The 17869-nt window shown below is 54.1% G+C and carries 15 protein-coding genes; 14 read left to right on the top strand and 1 reads right to left on the bottom strand.

What is annotated here, in order from left to right:
• Positions 1 to 135 precede the first annotated feature (135 nt).
• The 7 genes from Q8W22_RS06260 (at position 136) to Q8W22_RS06230 (ending at position 7916) form a co-directional block, all read left to right on the top strand.
• Positions 136 to 1593, top strand: a complete 1458-nt coding sequence (locus Q8W22_RS06260; RefSeq protein WP_305451840.1) for a TolC family protein — start codon at positions 136 to 138, stop codon at positions 1591 to 1593.
• Between the two features lie 14 nt (positions 1594 to 1607).
• A complete protein-coding gene (locus Q8W22_RS06255) occupies positions 1608 to 2819 on the top strand; it encodes an efflux RND transporter periplasmic adaptor subunit (protein ID WP_305451839.1) in 1212 nt (403 codons plus the stop codon).
• Positions 2816 to 5929: an efflux RND transporter permease subunit gene (locus tag Q8W22_RS06250; RefSeq protein WP_305451838.1), complete on the top strand. Its 3114-nt coding sequence runs from the start codon at positions 2816 to 2818 to the stop codon at positions 5927 to 5929. The genes Q8W22_RS06255 and Q8W22_RS06250 overlap by 4 nt, the downstream gene beginning before the upstream one ends.
• A gap of 382 nt (positions 5930 to 6311) precedes the next feature.
• Positions 6312 to 6554, top strand: a complete 243-nt coding sequence (locus tag Q8W22_RS06245) for a type II toxin-antitoxin system Phd/YefM family antitoxin (RefSeq protein ID WP_305451837.1) — start codon at positions 6312 to 6314, stop codon at positions 6552 to 6554.
• On the top strand, positions 6551 to 6814 hold the full coding sequence (locus Q8W22_RS06240) for a Txe/YoeB family addiction module toxin (protein ID WP_305413227.1): 264 nt from the start codon (positions 6551 to 6553) through the stop codon (positions 6812 to 6814). The genes Q8W22_RS06245 and Q8W22_RS06240 overlap by 4 nt, the downstream gene beginning before the upstream one ends.
• Positions 6815 to 6894: 80 nt before the next feature.
• On the top strand, positions 6895 to 7191 hold the full coding sequence (locus Q8W22_RS06235) for a hypothetical protein (protein ID WP_305451836.1): 297 nt from the start codon (positions 6895 to 6897) through the stop codon (positions 7189 to 7191).
• A 92-nt stretch (positions 7192 to 7283) separates the two neighbouring features.
• Positions 7284 to 7916, top strand: a complete 633-nt coding sequence (locus Q8W22_RS06230) for a LysE family translocator (RefSeq protein ID WP_305451835.1) — start codon at positions 7284 to 7286, stop codon at positions 7914 to 7916.
• A gap of 149 nt (positions 7917 to 8065) precedes the next feature.
• Here the strand turns inward: Q8W22_RS06230 and Q8W22_RS06225 are convergent, their stop codons facing one another.
• Positions 8066 to 8512 (bottom strand): bacteriohemerythrin, encoded by a 447-nt coding sequence (locus tag Q8W22_RS06225; protein ID WP_303431685.1) that lies wholly within the window; start codon positions 8510 to 8512, stop codon positions 8066 to 8068.
• A 324-nt stretch (positions 8513 to 8836) separates the two neighbouring features.
• Between Q8W22_RS06225 and Q8W22_RS06220 the strand changes: the two genes are divergently transcribed.
• From Q8W22_RS06220 to Q8W22_RS06190, 7 genes are all read left to right on the top strand, one after another.
• The gene (locus tag Q8W22_RS06220) at positions 8837 to 9091 is read left to right on the top strand and encodes a hypothetical protein (RefSeq protein WP_303431684.1); all 255 of its coding nucleotides are present in this window, start codon (positions 8837 to 8839) and stop codon (positions 9089 to 9091) included.
• A gap of 262 nt (positions 9092 to 9353) precedes the next feature.
• Positions 9354 to 10931: a SulP family inorganic anion transporter gene (locus Q8W22_RS06215; RefSeq protein ID WP_303431683.1), complete on the top strand. Its 1578-nt coding sequence runs from the start codon at positions 9354 to 9356 to the stop codon at positions 10929 to 10931.
• 56 nt (positions 10932 to 10987) lie between these two features.
• Positions 10988 to 12094, top strand: coding sequence for a YncE family protein (locus tag Q8W22_RS06210; protein WP_305451834.1), 1107 nt, complete (start codon positions 10988 to 10990; stop codon positions 12092 to 12094).
• 285 nt (positions 12095 to 12379) lie between these two features.
• Complete coding sequence (locus tag Q8W22_RS06205; protein WP_305451833.1) at positions 12380 to 14506, top strand: TonB-dependent siderophore receptor; 2127 nt, start codon at positions 12380 to 12382, stop codon at positions 14504 to 14506.
• Between the two features lie 135 nt (positions 14507 to 14641).
• The gene (locus Q8W22_RS06200; RefSeq protein ID WP_303431678.1) at positions 14642 to 15775 is read left to right on the top strand and encodes an HmuY family protein; all 1134 of its coding nucleotides are present in this window, start codon (positions 14642 to 14644) and stop codon (positions 15773 to 15775) included.
• A 2-nt stretch (positions 15776 to 15777) separates the two neighbouring features.
• Complete coding sequence (locus Q8W22_RS06195) at positions 15778 to 16884, top strand: hemin-degrading factor (RefSeq protein ID WP_305451832.1); 1107 nt, start codon at positions 15778 to 15780, stop codon at positions 16882 to 16884.
• Positions 16884 to 17867, top strand: a complete 984-nt coding sequence (locus Q8W22_RS06190) for a hemin ABC transporter substrate-binding protein (RefSeq protein WP_305451831.1) — start codon at positions 16884 to 16886, stop codon at positions 17865 to 17867. Before Q8W22_RS06195 ends, Q8W22_RS06190 begins: the two co-directional genes overlap by 1 nt.
• Positions 17868 to 17869 lie beyond the last annotated feature (2 nt).

Raw genomic sequence — 17869 nt, 5'->3', positions numbered from 1 at the left:
AGATAGTTAACCGTTATTATTGACGGAACTTTTCAAAAAATAACTGTGTCTGAAGCGGCGTTTTGCCTCACGGCGGTGATATCACTTCTGTCTGGTTGTGCCCCATTTGCCGTTTAATTGCCAGGGAGATACTGGGTGAGGGATGTTGGATCGTATGTCACTGCGGGTTCCAAAAGCCGCAAGCGGTCGGGACTGCTGCTGTTGCTGGTCACTGCGGTGGCTGGCTGCAGTTCGATTGAGCCGGTTCAGCCTGAGCCGATGACCTTTTCCGGGCTGGCTGAACCTGTTGCCAGTACCTCTCCCACGGCTGTTGCTGCCGGGCAGGCGGTCACGGACCGCTGGTGGCAATCCTTTGATGATCAGATGCTCAATCGTCTGATTGAAGACAGCCTGGCGAATAATTTTACCCTGCAATCCGCCTGGGCCCGGCTGCAACAAAGTCAGGCGTTGGCCCGGCAGGCCGGGGCGGAACAGTTTCCTACCCTGGATGCGAGTTTGTCGCGCAGCCGCTCATTTGGGCCGGATGCCGGTACCAATCGCTGGCAGGCCGGGTTATCGGCTGCCTATGAAGTAGATTTCTGGGGGCGGATCAGTGCGCTGGAACAGCAAGGTCAATTGGATGCCCTGGCCAGTGCAGCCAGTGTGCGGGTAGCAGCCAATACGCTTGCAGGAGAAGTCGCCCAGGCCTGGTTTGGCTGGTTGCGGCAACAAGGTCGTATCCAGTTGCTAAGCCAGCAACAACAGCGGGTTCGCTCGGCGTTGGCTATCACCGAAGTGCGATTCAATCGTGGGCAGGTGGCTATTTCAGATGTCTGGCAACAACAGCAATTGTTGGAAAATCTCTCCGCCAGTTTGAGTGCTGATCAGGCCCAGCAAATTATCTATCAGCAGCAACTGGCGGTCTGGCTGGGTCGCAGCGACTGGCTGCAGAGTGAGCTTGTTCCTGAATTGGCCGCCATGCCACCACGGCCGTTGCCACGACTGCCGTCTTCATCCCCCCGTGTTTCTCTGTCAGCCTTGCAACAACGGCCAGATGTGCAGCAATCCTGGTTTGCCTTGCAATCGGCGAATGCCGCGCTGGCGGCAGCCATTGCCAACCGCTATCCAAGGCTGACGCTGTCGGCGTCTTATTCGGCATCCGACGCCAATCTGGCCGATATCTTTGATAACTGGGTAGGGAATCTGGCGGCGGGTCTGGTCGCACCCCTGCTGGATGGTGGCCGTCGCCGCGCAGCGGTGACCGCGTCGGAAGCGGGAGTGCAGGCGACGGTGGCGGATTATCAGCAAACCTTGTTGGCGGCAGCCCAGACCGTGCAGCAACTCCTGGTGCAGGAACAACAGGCCAGTGACCAGCTGGCCAGCCTGGTCAAACAATTACACCTGGCCCGTAAAACAGAAGCCTTCCAGCTGGCGCGCTATCGGCGCGGGGTGGGGGATTTTCTGGCGTTGCTCAACGTTCAACAGGACGTACTGGCGCTGGAGCAAACAGTACTCGATGGCCAATGGCAGCAGTTGCAATACCGTATTCAATTGTATCGATCGGTCAGTCACGGCGATTTCACCGGGGCGGATGCTGGAGAATCACAACCATGAAGGACAACCGGAATATGAAACAACCCACAGGCTTGCACAAGCAAACCGGTAATGTCTGGCTGGTACTGCTGGTGCTTGTACTGGGAGGCGCGGCAGCCTGGATCGTGCTGACCACCGCCCCGGTGCCGGAGCGGGTAAAACCCGTGGTGCAGGCGCGACTGGTTGAAGTGCAGCGCCCGGGCGCTGGCGGACGGCCAACCTGGACGGCGGGTGGTCAGGTGTCAGCGGCAGAGCGAATCCTGCTGCAGGCCCAGGTCAGCGGTCGGGTTGTCTCGGTGGCCAGCGAGGCATTGCCGGGAGCGACCCTGAAGGCCGGTGCGCGCCTGCTGACCATTGAACCACGGGATTATGAGCTGGCGTTGCAGCGATACGAAGCGGCTCGCATTCAGGCGCAAGCCGATCTGGATCTGGAGCTGGGGCAGTCCGCCCTGGCCGCCGACGAATACCAATTGGCGCAGCGAGAGCTGACCGGTGCCGACCGGGCGCTGGTGTTACGAGAACCGCAGCTGGCCAGTGCCAGGGCCAAGCTGCTCAGTGCCAGGGCGGAGACCGACCAGGCCCGACTGAACCTGGCGCGTACCCGTGTGACGATGCCGTTTAACGGTCAGATACTGTCACGCAATGTGGCGGTTGGCAGTCAGGTGAGCAGTTCAGTCGAGCTGTTTGAACTGGTGAATACCGATGAATTCTGGATCGAAGTCAAAGTGCCGCGCAATTTTCTGGCCTGGCTGGATGTGGATGCCCCGATCCGGCTTTATCACCCCAGCTGGGGTAAACAGAGCCGCGAAGCCCGCATTCTGAACCTGTTGGCCGACGTCGACGAGCGTGACCGTCAGGCCCGGCTAATGGTTGCCGTGAGTGATCCACTGAGCCTCAAGGACCCGGACCAGCCGGTGTTGATGCTGAATGATTTTGTCTCTGTCGAGCTGCAAGGCAAGGCCATTCCCAATAGCGTCACCGTGCCATTACAGCAGCTGAATGACGATGGCAGCCTCTGGGTCGTGAACAACAACCAAATGGTACGGCGCACCCCCGAGGTCTTGTACCGGGGCCGGACCCGGGCCTGGATTGGCGCGGGCCTGCAGCCGGATGATCAGTTGCTGGTTAACCGGCTGGACAGTGTAACGGAAGGCTTGCCGGTGCGGCTGGCCAACCGGGCGGATACTGGCGCGGCTGTGGAAGCCGCCGACGGCACCTCCAGTCGTGAGCCAGAGGTGACACCATGAGTGCGGCGCAGGGGAATGGCCCGATCGCCTGGATGTCACGCCATGGCGTGGCGCCCAACCTGTTGATGGCCGTATTGATCATTGGCGGCTTTCTGATGTCGCTGACCATCCGCAAGGAATTTATTCCATCCTACGAAGCGGACATGATCATCGTTCAGGTGAGCTACCCCGGTGCAACGCCCACCGAGATGGAGCAAGGGGTGGTACTGCCAATTGAAAATGAACTGGCAGAAGTCGATGGCCTGAAAGAGATCAACTCAACCGCCTCCCAAAGCAGCGCCAGAGTCACGATTGAGCTGGATAACGGCACTGACCGTCAGCAGGCGTATCAGGATGTGCAGCAGGCTGTGAATCGGATTACCACCTTTCCGGGGCAAATGGAGACACCGAGCGTCAGTATTGCCAGCCGTAATATCAGCGTGGTGGAAATGGCGATTTTTGGCCCGCTGGACACCTTTGCCCTCAAACGTCTGGCCGAACGGGTCAAGGATGAGTTGTTATCGTCGGCAGAGATTTCCAAGGTCGAGCTGACCGGTACCCCCGACGAAGAAATCCATATCGAAATTCCCCAGTCTGCACTCCAGCGTTATGGTCTGTCGTTGCAAGATATCGCGACAGCGGTGGGCAAAAATGCCATCGAACAAAGTGCCGGAACCGTGCAAACCCCGGGAGGCGATATTCTGGTGGCGCTCGACCAGCGGCGCTATTGGGCGGGAGAATTCAACGACATTCCGGTGATCGCTGATGCTGGCGGTGTACGGCTGCGGCTGGGGGATATCGCCCAGGTAAGCGAAGGTTTTGGCGACAGCCGCAGACTGGTGACGTATGACGGCCAGGAAGCCATCCGTTACGACATATACCGTTCTGAACAACAAACACCCCTGACCGTGGCCGCCGCCGTACACGAAAAACTCGACGAGATTCGTGGCTGGTTGCCCCCGGGGGTCAAGATTGTGGTCACCGATGACGATGGCAAAACCTACAACCAGCGGGTCGGGTTGCTGATCAAAAACGCCGCCATCGGGCTGACACTGGTACTGGTGTTGTTAAGCCTGTTTCTGGAATACCGGCTGGCGTTCTGGGTTACCATGGGGATTCCAACGGCGTTTTTAGGCGCCTTGCTGTTGCTGCCTGCGGTGGATATGTCGATCAATATGATCTCGATGTTCGCCTTTATTGTGGCCCTTGGCATTGTGGTGGATGACGCCATTATTGCCGGTGAAAATATTTACGAACACATGCAGAAAGGCATGCCGTTTGCCGATGCGGCGGTGGTGGGTGCCAAAGAAGTCGCCAGTCCGCTGGCCTTTGCCATTCTGACCAACGTGGCAGCCTTTCTGCCCTTGCTGGCACTGCCTGGCATGATGGGGAAATTGTTCCTGGCGATTCCGATCGTAGTGATCAGTTGTTTTCTGATTTCCTGGCTGGAGGCATTGTTTATCCTGCCGTCCCATCTGGCGCATTTGAAAGAAAAACCGGAGAGCCGTTTAGGGCAAAAAATGGATGCCTTGCAACTCAAGGTTGATGGCTGTCTGGGACGTTTTATCGACCGGGTTTATCGCCCGACCCTGAAAGTCAGTTTGCGCAACCCGGGGTTGACCCTGGCCATCGCGCTGGCGCTGGGGTTGACGGTGCTGGCCTGGGCATTCAGCGGGCGGATGGGTTTCAGTATGTTTCCGCGCCTGGAAGGCGAGTTTACCGTTGCGGCGGTCGAGCTGCCCTCCAATGCGCCGTTTGAACAGGCGCTGGATGTCCGGTTACAGCTGGAAGCCCGGCTGCGCGATATCGTCGAGCCGGTTGAAGCTGCCGGAACGCCCTTGCTGCTGAGTATTGAAGGCAGTATCAATGGCTCAACCATCGAAGTGGAAGCGCGGCTGGTGGACTCTGAAATCCGTCCCATCAGCGCCCACGAAGTGGCCAAACGCTGGCGTGCCGCCATGGGAGAAATTCCCGGTATTCGCAGCATTACCTTCGATTCTGAACGCGGTGGCGGCCCGTCCGGTGGTCGCGGCCTGACGGTGGAGCTGCGCGGCAACGATATCGACCTGCTGGCGCAAGCCAGTGAAGACCTCAGTGTGTTTATGTCGCATCTGGGTAACGTCAAGGATGTTGCCAGCAGTTTTACCAGTGGCAAACCACAATGGGATGTGGCGATTAACGACCTCGGGCGCAGCCTTGGGCTGGAGTCGGATGATGTGGCCATGCAGGTACGGGCGGCCTTGTACGGTGCCAGAGCCTTGCGGCAGCAACGCCAGCGTAACGAAGTCACCGTACTGGTACGCTTGCCCCAGAACGAACGTCGCTACAGTGCCGATATCGAGCGCTTGATGATCCGTACGACAGCCGGTGGTTATGTGCCATTGGCAGAAGTCGCGGTGCTGGAGAAAACCGTCTCGCCATCGAGTATTTCACGCCGGGCCGGGCGGCAAGTGGTGAACGTAACCGCCGATGTCGAACCGCGTACGCAAATCCCGGCTGTGATGACGGTGTTACAGGAAGAAGCCTTTGTCGACCTGCAAGCCAAATACCCCAGCCTCGACTTTGATTTTCGGGGGCGTCAGGCCGATACCCGTGAAAGCATGAGTGTGATGCAGCTGTACGGGTTGTTCTCGTTACTGCTGATTTACGTTTTGTTGGCGATTCCATTCCGCAGTTACGGCCAGCCATTGCTGGTGATGCTGGTGATTCCCTTTGGCGCGGCCGGAGCGATTCTGGGTCATATTATCCTGGGATACGGACTGTCGATTATCAGCCTGATGGGGATTGTGGCACTGGCCGGTGTGGTGGTGAACGACAGTCTGATTCTGGTGGACTACGCCAACCGCATCCGGGCAAAACGCCAGCTGACGGCACTGGAAGCCATCAGTGAAGCCGGAGTGCGACGCTTCCGGCCCATTTTATTGACCACTCTGACCACCTTTGGTGGGTTGGCTCCCATGGTATTTGAAACCTCACGCCAGGCGCAGTTTATTACCCCCATGGCGGTATCACTCGGATTCGGGATTCTGTTTACCACCTTTATTTGCTTGCTGGTGTTGCCTGCCTTGTATGTATTGCTGGATCAGTTACTGAGCAAATTGTCGGGTACGGCGGAGCCATTGAATAGTTGATTGCCAGACGCATCCGGGGTAGATGGTTGCAAACGCATAATTTTGGGGTCGTATCAATCCGATATCAGGTTGAGTGAATGTTTATGTCTGTAACGTATGCAATATGGGCTGTTGTGATCGCTTTATTAACATGCCCTTTGACTGTCTCGGCCACAGAGCCAGATATCGGTTCTTCTTTTAATGGCGGTGATTTCAGTCTGTCGAAGATTATAATAAATTTATTAAAGATAGCATGCAGCGCTACTAATAATGCCATAAGCGCGAACGCACAAAAAGATGCACTCCGCTCCGCTTTTGGTGCCGGTTATGGCAGGCGTTAAATCTTTTTCGGATGTTGACACCTCGTACGTATAGACGTACGCTTTGAGTTCGGAGATGACTTATGACAATACTTAATGCGACTGAAGCACGCTCAAAACTGTACGCCTTGATAGATGAGGCTTCTGCTAGCCACCAACCTATTATCATTACCGGCAAGAGAGGGAATGCAGTCTTGTTGGCAGAAGAGGATTGGAACGCTATAAACGAATCACTTTACCTGCTTTCTTTACCTGGAATGCGGGAATCTATTCGTGAAGGATTGGATACTAATCTCAGTGAATGTGACCAAGAGCTTGATTGGTGAGCTGGAAGCTTTATTACACCAAGCAAGCTCAAAAGGATGCTCGGAAACTTGCATCTTCTGGCCTCAAGGCCAAAGCGAAAGAGCTGCTAGAGGTAATCGAAATTAATCCTTTCCAAAATCCTCCACCCTACGAAAAACTTGTTGGGGATCTAGCCGGTTCCTATTCAAGAAGAATAAATATACAGCATCGTCTCGTTTACCAAGTACTAGAAAAAGAAAACGCCATTAAAGTTATCAAGCTTTGGACTCATTATGAATAGTAGCTTTATAAGGCCAGGCAATGGACCTCCTTACGGTCGGCGCTTGTTGGCGGCGTTAGGCAATCAAAAGGAAATACACTATGTCAGATGCACCAGAAGGAATGATTCCGGTCGAGGAGTTTGCAAAACTAAAAGGAATCACTGCATCAAAAGCAATTGATATGGTGAGAGATGGATTTTACGTTGGTCGTAAAGTTGGTGATGATTGGTATGTCGACATATCTGAGCCAACTAACTCTGCAAGCAAACCAACCAGGATAAAAGGCTCCGTTGTTGTTTCAAATGGCGAGTCAGCCAATGAAGTTGTTGTTGCCGACATACAAATGTCTTTTATTTTCATGGTGATTTTCATGGTCAAGTGGGTTACGGTGCAGTAGGTTGAGTGGTGGCGTTGCTCACACCTTAATACGGTGTTATGTGTCTGCGACGAAGAAATATCAGTTAAAAACAACTTTAAAATGGTATATATATGAATGTAGAAACTTGGTTTTACTATTCGCTAGCGGTATTAATATTAACTGCTTCTCCAGGTCCTAGCGTTCTATTATGTATGACTAAGGCTGTAACCGAAGGCTTTCGAAATTCTATGTTTACTGCTTTAGGCAGTCTTACAGCAATTGTTAGTATAATGACCTTGTCTTTTTCTGGTCTAGGGGTGGTTATTGCTACGTCAGAAGTGGCTTTTAATATTATAAAATGGTCTGGTGCAATTTATTTAATATATTTAGGATATAAATCTTTTGCTTCCAAGCAAGAGACTTATCAAATATCTGAACAAGAAAAAACAATGGTCACAAAAAAATCTCTTTATGTTGGTGGCTTCATTGTTGGGGTCAGTAACCCAAAAGCAATAGTGTTTTTTACTGCTTTATCCCCTCAATTTATTAACACATCTGAGTCGCTATTAATACAGTATTGGGTGTTCGCAATTACTTTTGCAGTTATGGAGATTTCTTGGTTGACGATATATTCATACTTGGGTGCTAAGTCGTCAAATTGGTTGCTCAAAGAAGGTAGGGCTAAATATTTTAATAGAATAACTGGTGGTGTTTTTATCAGTGCAGGTGTGTTTCTCTCTACATCAAGTAAAGCTTCTACATAACAATTTGTTGCTCTCGGATAAGTTGCTCGATTTCGCTCATGATTTGCCGGTGAGTAAAGCGTTCAGACTGTATAGTCTCCCCAAAAAAGTCTTTGCATTCAGAGTCAGAGTGCATTCTGTTCACGGACGCAGGCTGGCTTTATTTGTATTTAAGCGAAAAAGCGTTTCACCATGCGTCGAACAAAGTTGCCCTCCAGCGTTTTTTTGACATAAGGGACATAATGCTTGTCATCGCGTTGAATGTGATTGGTCAGCCACAAGCCAATGTCTGAGCGCACTTCTTTGGCGACTTTGATGCTGTCTTCGCCATCTTCCAGTCTCTGATCGTAGCTGAGCGCTCGCCGCCGAAAGGCTTCGTGCACTTTGGCATGGGCCTTTAATACTGGATAATTTGCTTGCTCCATGAGTTTTTCTTCGAAGGCGTTGTGTGAAATGGAATAGTCGATCAGTGCTTTGGCGACGGCTCGAATTTTCTGGTCATCCCGTTGCTTGATGGCGGTCTCAACTTCTTGTAGGTAGTCAAAAATACGCTTGTGCTGAGTGTCAATAATATCAATGCCGGTTTCAAATTCCGGGCTCCAACGAATCGGTTGCACAGGTTCCTTCCTTACCATTGGGTATAAAAATGCGCGGGTGACATGACTCGAATGCGAAATAATTGTCGGTGATTGGCTGCCGCATCTCTTCCGGCTGATAACTCGCAAGCAACGGATATGAGCAGTGTCCTGTTATCAATTGGCTTTCACGGCGATCATATGAGTTCACAAACAAGACACAAAACCTCCTTGTTCCGCGAGGCTGCCGGGAAAGTGGCAGTTCGTGATAGGCTTTCGGGTTTGGGTTAATACTAACGAGTGGCTTCAACACTCACCCTAAATATTAGGGAATTCCTGGTGTTTAGGGAAATTCTGGTTTGGAATATGGAACTCGTTGAACGGATCAATCTTGTTATAAAACAAGAGGGGTACACTCGTCCGATGCTTGAAAAAGCGACTGGGATCAAGGCAAAGCGTTGGGAAAACATGAGTAGCAAGATAGCCAAGCCCTATGCGGAAGAGCTGGAAGCCTTGGGAAAATTATGGCCAGAATACGCTTATTGGCTGATTACTGGTTCAGAAATACCGGAAGCCGGGCAAATCAGTCCCATGACCAAAAGATCCACCACCCAGGGGTAAATAGGTATCACTCCGTTTCGTCGGCTTTGGTGAGCTTTGGTGAAGGGGGGTAACGAATGGGGTTGTTGCCTTTTGATGGATTGTGTTGGAAATATTGGATTGTATGGCGCTTGATGCGCATATTACCTTTGGAGTGACACTCTTTGTTTGGCGACGATGGCTTCTGAATGGATATGAGCGCATTGCTGTCGATCGATCCTGAATTTGGCGCCTTGTGCTGGTATAGTGCGCGGCTTTCCGGTTCCTGGGGGTATCCAATACCATGTCTTTCTTTCGTGAGTTTGCTGAAACATTCTCTCCCAACATCAAAACGGATGTGTTATCCGGTCTGACGGTGGCTTTGGCGCTGGTGCCTGAAGCGGTGGCGTTTGCTTTTGTTGCCGGTGTTCATCCTCTGGTGGGGTTGTACGCCGCGTTTATGGTGGGTCTGATTACGGCTTGTATCGGTGGTCGTCCCGGGATGATTTCCGGTGCAACCGGTGCCTTGGCGGTGGTGATGGTGGCGCTGGTGGCCGATGCCGAACGCATGTATGGCGATGGCATGGGGCTGCAGTATTTGCTGGCAGCGGTGGTGCTGATGGGGGTTATCCAGATCGCGGCCGGGGCGTTGCGACTGGGCAAGTTTATCCGCCTGGTGCCTCATCCTGTCATGCTGGGGTTTGTGAATGGCCTGGCGATTGTGATTTTTCTGGCGCAGTTGCCGCAGTTGCAAATCAGCACCCCCGAAGGTAAATGGGGCTGGTTGAGCGGTGAATGGTTCAGTGGCATGCAGTTGTACGTGATGCTTGGCCTGATTGCGCTGACCATGTTTATTACCATCAACCTGCCCAAGTTGACCAAGGCCGTGCCGTCGGCGTTGGCCGGTATTCTGGTGGCCAGCCTGCTGGCGTTTGGTCTGGATCTGGATACCCGTACAGTGGGTGATCTGGCCAGTATTGCCGGGGGCTTGCCGCCGATCGGTGTGCCGGATGTGCCGTTCAATCTGGAAACCCTGATGTTTATCCTGCCGTATTCGGCCATTTTTGCGGCCATTGGTTTGATTGAGTCGCTGCTGACCGTCACGGTGATCGATGAGATGACCAACACTCGCGGCCGGGGCAACAAGGAGTGTGTTGCCCAAGGGACAGCCAATGTTGTGACTGGCTTTATTGGCGGCATGGGTGGTTGTGCCATGATTGGCCAGTCGATTATCAATGTCAGCTCGGGTGGTCGTGGTCGTTTGTCGGGTATTGCGGCGGCGCTGTTTTTGCTGAGTTTTATCCTGTTCGCTTCTCCGCTGATCGAGCAAATCCCGATCGCCGCACTGGTGGGGGTCATGTTTATGGTGGTGATTGGCACGTTCGAGTGGGCCAGTTTCCGTATGGTTGGCAAGATCCCAAAACACGACCTGTTTGTACTGGTGCTGGTGACCGTGGTGACGGTACTGACGGATCTGGCCATTGCGGTGATTATTGGTGTCGTGGTGTCGGCGCTGGTGTTTGCCTGGCAGGGTGCCAAACGTATTCATGTGCTCAGTCAGAAGCAGGAGGATGGCTCCAAGGTCTACAAGCTGTATGGGCCGCTGTTTTTTGGATCGGTGGCCTCGTTCAAGGATCTGTTCGACGTAAGCAATGATCCGACCAAGGTGATTATCGATTTTGCCGATAGTCGGGTCATGGATCATTCTGCGCTGGAAGCCATTGATACACTGGCGGAGCGTTATATTGCCGAGGGCAAGGAAATCCATTTGCTGCACCTGAGTCAGGAATGTCGCACCTTGCTGAAACAGGCTGGCAGCTTGTGTGAGGTCAACGTGATCGAAGACCCCAATTACAAGGTGGCGGTTGACGAGCTGGCTTAACCAACACTGGTTTAACCACCAGTAACTTGCACAAGCTGATCAGACGAGGCTGCCTCATGACGCTATCGCGACGTAATTTGCTTGGCTGGTTGGCAGCGGTGCCGGCCATGTCCTTGTCTGTCTCGGCCTTGTCGGTGATGGCCACCGGCTGCAGTCAGCGCCAAGGCGATTTGCTGCTGGGCGGTGGTCGTTTTATGAATCCGGATGGCAGCGGCCAGCGCTACGTGCTGGCGCTGGTGGATCTGCAGCAACAGCAGACGGATCTGATCGATCTGGATTTTTTCCCGCACGGTATTCACTGGCACCCTGACGCCCCTGACCGGCTGGCGGTGTTTGAGAAAAAAGGCCCACATGCCGCCGAGGTAGATCTGGGGGCGCGGCGTCTGAGCCGTAAAATCGATGCTCGTCCCGGGCGCTATTTTTACGGACATGGGGCTTATTCCGCTGACAATCAGCAGCTGTTCAGTACAGAAACCCGTCTGGATGGCCTGGAGGGTGTTATTGCGGTACGTGATGCAGACTCGCTGGCGTATCTCGGGGAATTCCCCAGCTATGGCAAAGAGCCTCATGAGTGCACCCTGATTGATAACGGTAAGACACTGGTGATTACCAATGCCGGTGGGCCAATGGGGGGAGCAATACCCTGCGTCTGTTATGTGGATGTGGCCAGCCAGCAATTGCTTGAGCGGGTGGTGTTGGCCCGCACGGACCTCAATACCGGCCATGTGGCGATTGCGGAAGATGGCAGTCTGGTAGTGGTATCTGCGCCACGTACTGGCATGAGCCTCCGTGCAAACGGCGGTGTCAGTATTCGTCTGCAAGGGTTGCCGATGGCCTCGATGACACAACCGGAAGCCATTGTTAAACGCATGACAGGTGAAGCCCTCAGTGTCGCGATTGCCAACGGCATGGCGCTGGTAACACACCCTGATGCCGACCTGGTGACCTTCTGGTCGATTGCCGAACAGCGCATGGTGCATTCATTGACGCTGGTACGGCCGCGGGGAGTGACCTTGACGAAAGATGGTCGCTATTTTCTGGTGACGTATGACCGGGTACCCAAAATCCTCAAAATTGCCGTTGCCGATGTGTTTGCTACTCCGGAAGTCGTGGTGGCAAGCACCTATGTTTCCGGCTCACACCTGTTTGCTTGGCCTGCCTGATATCGCCTGATATCGCTTGATGTCCACAATCATTGACGTCTGACTCTTCCTTGTGACTGATTGGCCGATGGCCAGGCCGGTTGTTCTGAAGCGCTTTGTCGCATTGCGGCAAGGCGTTTTTTTAATGTCATTATTGATACTGATTCGTATTAGCATTGTATTTTAATGAATGTTGTGGATAATGAGGCTCATTCCCATTTGGGTCTTTTATCTCTCTGATGTGTTGTTAAAGGTACGGTAAAGCAAATGCGATGCAGTTGTCTGGCGGTTGGCCTGTTGGTGGTTGTGACATATACGCCTGTTGTTATCGCGGAAGACGTTGCGGCAGAAACGCCGCTTCAGGAAGACGCCGATGTCTTTTATCTGGATACCCTGGTGGTAACGGCAGCGCGTGGCCAGCGGCCCTTGGCCGATACCCCGGTCCGGACTCTGATTCTTGATGAAACCACGATCCAGCGCTTACACACCCGGGATATCCGTGATGCCTTGCGGGTGATACCGGGAGTGCAGATGCGGGAAATTCACGGCAAGACCGGTGAGTCGATTCAGGTGCAAGGGTTGGACGGCGAGCGGGTACTGATTCTGGTGGACGGTATGCCGGTATCGGCAACCACCGGTTCAATGGTGGATCTGTCGCAACTGTCTGCACTGGATATCGACCATATCGAAATGATACCGGGGGCTGCGTCGACCCTGTATGGCAGTGCGGCAATGGGGGGTGTGGTGAATATCATCACTCGCGATATGACAGGCGAAACCCGTTACCGGTTGGCGATGGATGCTGGCAGTTATGGTGAGGAGCGGGAGTTGTCGGATGAGCTGTTGCCCCAGCGTCATTATCTGGCCACCGCCGATCTGGCCCTGAGCAGTCACCGTCAGCTGAGTCTGAGTGCCGATCAGCGCAAAAGCTCGGATATCGATCTGTACGACGACAGCTGGAGCAGTAACGGCTTTGACGGTACCAAAACCACGCTGGCGGCATCCTGGCAGGAACGCTGGGGGAGTGCAGGGCCCGGAGCGGTGGATGGCCATGCGACGATACGACTAGAGCAATATAAAGAAGATCTGGTTAACCGACAGTTGACCAGCAGCAATCAAGAGGGCACCAAGGAAGAGCAGCTGGAACGCTGGCGACTGGCCGCCAATGTTGATCAGGCGCTGCTGGCGGGGCGGCTGTCAGCCAGCGTGTTGTACGAACAGCAGACGGATGATACCGCCCAGCTGGTGGTGGATGACGCCATTCTGGCCGGTAATCTCTGGCGTTCAGCCGATTATAGCCAATACAAGTTGATGACCCAGTGGCAAGCGCCGCAATGGACGCTGGGAAGTACGTCACTGCAGATGGTGACCGGCCTTGAACATTTTGGCGAACAAATGGAACAGCAGAAGCAGGAGATCAAGCTGAGTTGCTCCGGTGTTGGCAGTACCTCGACCACCACCACTCTGGATAGTGGTTATTGCCTGGTGGATACCGTCGAAGTGCCCAACGAAACCCGCCACAGTGTCGAGGCTTTTATGCAGGGAACCTTGACGCAGCAATATTCAGGAAGCCAACAGGGTGCCGGTTTGGTTGAGCTGGAGCTGTCGCCGGGATTGCGTTGGCAAAACGACAGTGATTTTGGCGGTTATCTGTCGCCGGCTTTGGCCAGTCGCCAGAAATGGCAATGGTCACTGGGAAAGGGTGACTGGCAGATCCAGACCCGACAATCGATCGGGATGGGTTACCGGGTGCCCAATCTGAAAAACCGCTATTACGTGTTTGATCACAGTGTGAACGGCTACAAGGTGCTGGGAGACGAAGACCTGCAGCCGGAGCAAAGCCGCAGTGTGCAACTGTCGGCGACAATAACGGATGGCAAACGGCTGCATCTGGAAGTGTCGGCATACCATAACCAGATCACGGATCTGATCGAAGCGGTTTCTACTGGCGAGACAGAACAGAGCGGCACCGTGGTGATTTATCGCTACAGCAATATTGCCAGTGCCATGACGCGAGGTGCTGATGTTGCCGTCCAGTGGCAGTTTTCTCCCCGTTTTCAGCAACGCCTGTCGTATTCCTTGCTGGATGCCCGCGATCTTGAACTGGGCGTCGCGCTGACAGAGCGTTCGCGGCATCACGCCAAAGGCTTGTGGATGTGGGATGTCAGCGACACGGTCGACCTGACGTTGATATCGGAGTACGTCGGTTCGTCTTATACCGAGGTGGAAGATGAAGACAGCGGCACGGAAAACCAGATGTCGGCGGGTTATTGGCAGTGGGATATCAAAGGCAACTGGCAGTTCAACCCGGCGTTACGCTGGTATGCCGGGGTCAACAATCTGACTGACAGCGTCCGCGACCCGAGTGACTCCTATGATCGCCGCCCGACAGAGGGCCGCTTTCCTTATGCCGGGTTTGAGCTGACCTTCTGATTCTGGTGGCTCAGGCCATGCCGGCAAGCTGTGCAGTTAATCCATGCAGTGAACGCATATCGATAATTTACATCGTGAACTTACATAGCTGGTTCACATGTTTAACAACAATAACGCTATTCAACGGAGTGTTTTATGAAACAGCGATACCAATCTTTTTCAGTACTGATGGCTGCCATGTTGCTGGCCAGTTGTGGCAGCAGCGATGACAGCGACAGTGATGACAGCGATTCCGGTGCGGAGGATGTCAGCTATAGCAGCTTGCAAATCAACGCCGCGGATTACGATGCCTGGGTCTACGTCAGTCTGACAACCGGGGCAACGCTGGATCTGACTGATGAAGAAGCCGCTACCTCGACGGACTGGCAGCTGGCCTTTCGTCGTACGGCCATCAAGTTGAATGGCGGGGTATCTGGCAGTGGCAATGTGCAGGTGGCACTGGCGGATGCACAAGACGAATTCTACGATGACGACGGCGCAGCCGATGTCTCGGTCTTTACCAATGCGGTTGCCGATACCGAAGCAGCTGCTCTGGAGGTCAGTTACGACACCAGCGCCTTGACGTTCAGCACCGATGCCAACGAAGCGGCCTGGGCTGACTGGTATGAATACGATACCAGCACCCATCAGATTGCGGCCAATACGACGGTGGGATGGTTGTTGCGCCATGCCGATGGCGAGACCTACAGCAAGGTCTTCCTGGATGTGGCCAGTTACACCGATATCACCGCCCGTTTTACAACGCAGGCAGCGGATACTGCGCAGTTTGCCGGGACAGAACAGAGTGTCAGCGCCACTTTTGCGGACGATGCAACCATGTTATGTCTGGATCTGGATAGCGCCAGCGAAGTGGATTGTGACGAAAACAGTGCCGACTGGGACCTGCTTTATGAAGTCGATACCAGCAACCGGGCAATTAATATCTGGACCAATGGCGGAGTGTATGGCGATGGTGATGGTGCCGTTTTTGGTTCCATTGATGCGACCGAGCTGGCGGATTACACCAGTGCCACGCTGGTTGATAGCTATGATATTTCCAGCCACTACAGTGAAGACAGCAGCTCCAATCCATTCTCGGATGACAGCTGGTACGCCTATAACCTCAATGGCGGACATCTGCTGTGGCCCAACTTCCGTACCTATCTGATTGATACCGACAGCACTGATGACAGTGCCAGCTACTTCACGCTGCAAGTGTCGGACTATTACAGCCTGGGAGCATCCGGCAGCCCGGAAATCCGCTTTCAAACAATGTCGACAGGAGAGTAATAATGACGAACGTTACTGATATTCACGTGTTGGCGGAGCAATGGCAATCGTTGCGGCAGCAAGAACCCAAAATGCGGATTCGGGACGCCGCGTTACGGCTGGGCGCCAGTGAGGGGGAGTTGTTGGCGACCCGCTTGCTTGATGGTGAGTCCGGGGGCGGTCGCGTCGTGCGGCTTGGCGGTGATTTCAAGCGCTTGCTGCGGGATATCGAATTGCTCGGTGAGGTTATGGCATTGACGCGCAATAACGCCATGGTTCATGAAAAGACCGGTCAATACAAAGGCCTGACCGTTAACGGCAATATGGGCCTGGCGCTGGGCGTTATAGACCTGCGGATTTTCTTTAGCCGTTTTGTTTATGGCTTTGCGGTGGAAGAGCCTCTGCCGGGTGCCGACGGCATGCGATGCAGCCTGCAATTCTTTAATGGCCGTGGAGAGGCCGTACACAAGATCTATCTGACCGAGGCTTCGGATCAGGAGCAGTACACCCAGCTGCTGGCACGTTTTCAATCCGAGGACCAAACCCCGGGAATGGTACTGGAGCCTTTGCCAGAGACAACGCCTGAAACCGCACCCGAAACCACACCTGCCGATCTGGATGTGGCGGCGCTGCGTCAGGACTGGTCGGCATTGAAGGATGTTCATCATTTTCAGGCGCTGTTGAAAAAGTACCACCTGAACCGGATAAATGCCTACGAAGTGATTGGTGAGGAATACGCGACCGAACTGGCTCCGGAGGTGTTTGTTGCCGCGCTGGAAGCGGCGCAGGCTTCGGGGTTGTCGATCATGCTGTTTGTTGGCAGTGAGGGCGTGATCCAGATTCATACTGGCCCGATCAGCAACCTGGTACGTACCGGCGACTGGTTTAATATCATGGATAAAGGCTTCAACCTGCATGCCAAAACCACCCTGATTGATCGCGCCTGGCTGGTGCGGAAACCCACCGTGGATGGCGTGGTCAGTTCATTGGAACTGTACGACGGCGATGGCAATCAGCTGGCCTTGATGTTTGGTGAACGTAAAAACGGCCAGCCAGAACTGGAAGGCTGGCGGTTGATTCTGGAAGACTTGCAACAGCACTATGCGCTGGAGCAAGAAGGAGTTGCCTGATGGATAACCTGCACCGGTCGTCAGCAGCACGTGGTGCCGAGAGTCGGTCAATCGCGGCTGAATGCCCTGACCGGCTGACGTCGTTGTTCGCCATATTGTCGCTGTTTGCCTTTATGTCGGCGGCGACGGTCTTTGCTGGTCTGCTGTTCCCCGTTACGGCGTGGGCACAGGATGGGAAGGCGGCAGGGGCACCTCAGCGGGTGGTGAGTATCGACGGTTCGATTACTGAAATCATCTATCAGCTGGGTGCCCAGGATCGCCTGGTGGCGGTGGATACCACCAGCCGTTTTCCGCAAGCCGCGACTGAATTACCCGATGTCGGGTATATGCGGCAACTGTCCGCTGAAGGCATCTTGTCGATGCAACCCGATCTGGTGATCACGACCGAGGCCGCTGGGCCAGAGATGGTCTTTATCCAGCTGAAGCAGGCTGGCATACGGGTTGTGCGGGTAGCGAATCATTATTCGTTACAGGGGGTGCTCGATAAAATCACCGCCGTTGCCGGAGCGCTGGGTAAAGAGAGCGAAGGGCGGGCATTGGTTGAACGTATTCATCAGCGCAGCCAGGCACTGCTGCAGCAGATGCCGGCGGATGATGCCTCATCCGTTATGTTTCTGCTCGGCGCTGGTAGCCGGGGCATGATGGCGTCAGGCTCCGGTACGCAGGCCGATGCCATGCTGGCGCTGGTCGGAGCCAGCAATGCCATGGGTTACAGCGGCTATAAGCCAGTGAGCGCCGAAGGTGCCTTGCAGGCTGCACCGGACGTGGTGCTGGTGGCACAGCTTGATGATGAGGTGCCAGAATCACTGCAGCAGTCCCTGGCCATGACGCCTGCCAGTCAACAAGGTCGTATCCATACGGTGGATGTCAGCCTGATGTTGGGGTTTGGGCCGCGGTTACCTGATGCTATCCAGCAGTTACAGACCATTCTGTACCCCCAGACCAATGAGCCGGTGAGTAAGTCGCGGGCGACGGGGATGTAACA

The sequence above is a fragment of the Oceanobacter sp. 1_MG-2023 genome (assembly GCF_030689025.1).
Taxonomy (GTDB): domain Bacteria; phylum Pseudomonadota; class Gammaproteobacteria; order Pseudomonadales; family Oceanobacteraceae; genus Oceanobacter.
The sequence above is the reverse complement of the archived record's forward strand: the minus strand, read 5'-3'. Positions and strand labels throughout refer to the sequence as shown.

What these genes read in the sequence shown, in the direction of transcription:
- Q8W22_RS06220 (WP_303431684.1), top strand. Translation starts at nt 8,837, where the DNA reads ATGGAACTCGTTGAACGGATCAATCTTGTTATAAAACAAGAGGGGTAC.
- Q8W22_RS06255 (WP_305451839.1), top strand. Translation starts at nt 1,608, where the DNA reads ATGAAACAACCCACAGGCTTGCACAAGCAAACCGGTAATGTCTGGCTG.
- Q8W22_RS06245 (WP_305451837.1), top strand. Translation starts at nt 6,312, where the DNA reads ATGACAATACTTAATGCGACTGAAGCACGCTCAAAACTGTACGCCTTG.
- Q8W22_RS06190 (WP_305451831.1), top strand. Translation starts at nt 16,884, where the DNA reads ATGGATAACCTGCACCGGTCGTCAGCAGCACGTGGTGCCGAGAGTCGG.
- Q8W22_RS06235 (WP_305451836.1), top strand. Translation starts at nt 6,895, where the DNA reads ATGTCAGATGCACCAGAAGGAATGATTCCGGTCGAGGAGTTTGCAAAA.
- Q8W22_RS06250 (WP_305451838.1), top strand. Translation starts at nt 2,816, where the DNA reads ATGAGTGCGGCGCAGGGGAATGGCCCGATCGCCTGGATGTCACGCCAT.
- Q8W22_RS06200 (WP_303431678.1), top strand. Translation starts at nt 14,642, where the DNA reads ATGAAACAGCGATACCAATCTTTTTCAGTACTGATGGCTGCCATGTTG.
- Q8W22_RS06210 (WP_305451834.1), top strand. Translation starts at nt 10,988, where the DNA reads ATGACGCTATCGCGACGTAATTTGCTTGGCTGGTTGGCAGCGGTGCCG.
- Q8W22_RS06195 (WP_305451832.1), top strand. Translation starts at nt 15,778, where the DNA reads ATGACGAACGTTACTGATATTCACGTGTTGGCGGAGCAATGGCAATCG.
- Q8W22_RS06215 (WP_303431683.1), top strand. Translation starts at nt 9,354, where the DNA reads ATGTCTTTCTTTCGTGAGTTTGCTGAAACATTCTCTCCCAACATCAAA.
- Q8W22_RS06230 (WP_305451835.1), top strand. Translation starts at nt 7,284, where the DNA reads ATGAATGTAGAAACTTGGTTTTACTATTCGCTAGCGGTATTAATATTA.